Origin of the sequence: uncultured Nevskia sp. (assembly GCF_903885465.1) — a bacterium.
Lineage (GTDB): Bacteria > Pseudomonadota > Gammaproteobacteria > Nevskiales > Nevskiaceae > Nevskia.
The window spans coordinates 1-2,570 of record NZ_CAISIQ010000055.1; the positions used below are offsets into that span (position 1 = coordinate 1).

Below are 2,570 nucleotides of genomic sequence, written 5' to 3' on the forward strand. Positions count from 1 at the left end.
ATTCTGCCCGGCGAGCTCTTGAGCCTCACCGTTTTACGGCCCACTCATGGCTCTGGGTATTGCGACCGATGGATTTCACAATCGACTTCACAGATTCGCAGTTTTATTTGCCGGTTTGCGCGTCTGTGCGGGCGATGTTTCAGCGTTGGCCCGCAGTCTGGTGGCTGTCGATTAATTGGTAAAGACAATCGTTTTTATTTTATTAATGCCATAAATCTATGTACTCGCCCGACCATGTGTCGATCGGAACCGGTTTTCGGAAGCATAAACAAGAACAGGCAAAACCGGGCAAATCTGTTAGATTCCGCGCACTTCCACCTCCACACAAGCGGAATTCCCATGAGCCTGTCACCGCTGCCTGCCGTCATCGCCCCGAGCATTCTGTCGGCTGATTTCGCACGCCTGGGTGACGATACGGCGAAAGTTCTCGCCGCCGGCGCCGACTGGGTTCACTTCGATGTCATGGACAACCATTACGTTCCCAACCTCACCATCGGGCCGATGGTCTGCGAAGCGCTGCGCAAATATGGGGTGAAGGCACCGATTGATGTGCATCTGATGGTCGAGCCGGTGGACTCGCTCGCCGCCTTGTTCGCCAAGGCCGGCGCCAGCTCGGTGACCTTCCATCCGGAAGCGACCAAGCACATCGATCGCAGCCTGCAGGCGATCCGCGATGCCGGCTGCAAGGCCGGCCTGGTGTTCAATCCGGCAACGCCGCTCGATCACCTGCGCTACGTGATGGACAAGGTCGACATCGTGCTGCTGATGTCGGTCAATCCGGGTTTCGGTGGCCAGAGCTTCCTGCCCAGCGCGCTCGACAAGCTCCGCGAAGCACGCCGCCTTATCGACGCGCATCACGCCGAAACCGGCCACGAAATCCGCCTCGAAATCGACGGCGGCGTGAAGGTCGACAACATCCGTTCGATCGCCGCCGCCGGCGCTGATGCCTTCGTCGCCGGCTCGGCGATTTTCAATACCAGTGACTACGCGGCTACCATTGCGGCCATGCGGGCTGAGATTGCCAAAGCCTGAGGCTGACGGGAGCTGGAACGGGACATGACACGCTGGGTGGAACTAGCAGGCACAGCCGGTTGGCGATGGTGATCCGTCGTCGCCGAGTCCGCTGCGCCCGGGGCTGAACGCTCCCTTCCATCGAATACCGTTGCCATGTCCGAATACACCCATGTCGCGCTGACGCGCGAACTGCCCGGCGATCTTGATACGCCGGTCGGCACCTATCTGAAGCTGGGCAATCGCCCGTACACCTATCTGCTGGAATCGATGCACGGCGGCGAGCGCTGGGGCCGCTATTCGTTCATCGGCCTGAGTGCGCGCGAGATCGTCCGCATCAAGGGCCACACGGTCACCGTGACGGTCGACGGCGTCGTCACCCGCACGGTCGAAGTGGCCGATCCGATCGTCTGGCTGCGCGAGCATGCGGCGACCATCCGCGTCGCCCCGAACGCCAAGCTGCCGCGTTTCTCCGGCGGTTTCGTCGGCTACTTCGGCTACGAATGCGTGCGCCTGTTCGAGCCGCGCCTGAAGGCCGCCAAGTCCGATCCGCTCGGCACGCCCGATGTGCTGCTGATGCGTTCGGACGAGCTGGTGGTCTTCGATGCGTTGCGCGCCACTCTGACCCTCATCGTCCACGCCGATCCGTCATCGCCTGCGGACATGAAGCGCGGCGAAGCGCGGCTCGATGCGATCGAAGCCATGCTCGCCGAACCGGTACCCGCGCTGCCGGCCGCGACCGGCCCGATGCCGGAATTCGTGTCCGGCTTCGGCGAGGACGCTTTCAAGCGCGCCGTGCTGAAGGTCAAGGATTACATCGCCGCCGGCGATGTGATGCAGGTAGTGCCATCGCAGCGGATGAGCGCGCCGTTCACTGCGCCGCCGGTGACTCTGTACCGCGCACTGCGCCGTCTGAATCCATCGCCTTATCTGTACTGCCTGAACCTCGACGATCACCACGTCGTTGGCTCGAGCCCGGAAATCCTGGTGCGCGCGGAAGCGGGCGAAGTCACCGTGCGACCGATTGCCGGCACCCGCGTGCGCGGCAAATCGGTCGAGGAAGATCGCGCGCTGGAAGCCGATCTGCTGGCCGATCCCAAGGAAATCGCCGAGCACCTGATGCTGATCGACCTCGGTCGCAACGATGTCGGCCGGGTTGCGCAGACCGGCTCGGTGAAGCTCACCGAAAAGATGATCGTCGAGCGCTACAGCCACGTGATGCATATCGTCTCGAACGTCACCGGCCAGCTGAAGCCGGGCCTCGATGCACTCGACGCACTGGCCGCGACCTTCCCGGCCGGTACCTTGAGCGGCGCGCCGAAAGTCCGCGCGATGGAGATCATCGACGAACTCGAGCCGGTTGCCCGCGGCATCTACGGCGGCGCGGTCGGCTATCTCGGCTGGGATGGAAACATGGACATGGCCATCGCCATCCGCACCGCCGTGATCAAGGACGGCATGGTCCACGCACAGGCTGGTTGCGGCGTCGTCGCCGATTCGGTGCCGCAGTCCGAGTGGGACGAGACGGTGAACAAGAACCGCGCGGTGACCCGGGCGAC

General features: G+C 63.0%; 2 protein-coding genes. Both read left to right on the forward strand.

What is annotated here, in order from left to right; all coding sequences use genetic code 11:
* The first annotated feature begins 339 nt into the window (after positions 1–339).
* A complete protein-coding gene (rpe, locus tag QZY06_RS01960) occupies positions 340–1,032 on the forward strand; it encodes a ribulose-phosphate 3-epimerase (RefSeq protein ID WP_293393653.1) in 693 nt (230 codons plus the stop codon).
* 135 nt (positions 1,033–1,167) lie between these two features.
* On the forward strand, positions 1,168–2,570 hold a 1,403-nt coding region (gene trpE, locus QZY06_RS01965; protein ID WP_295679490.1), incomplete at its 3' end, for an anthranilate synthase component I.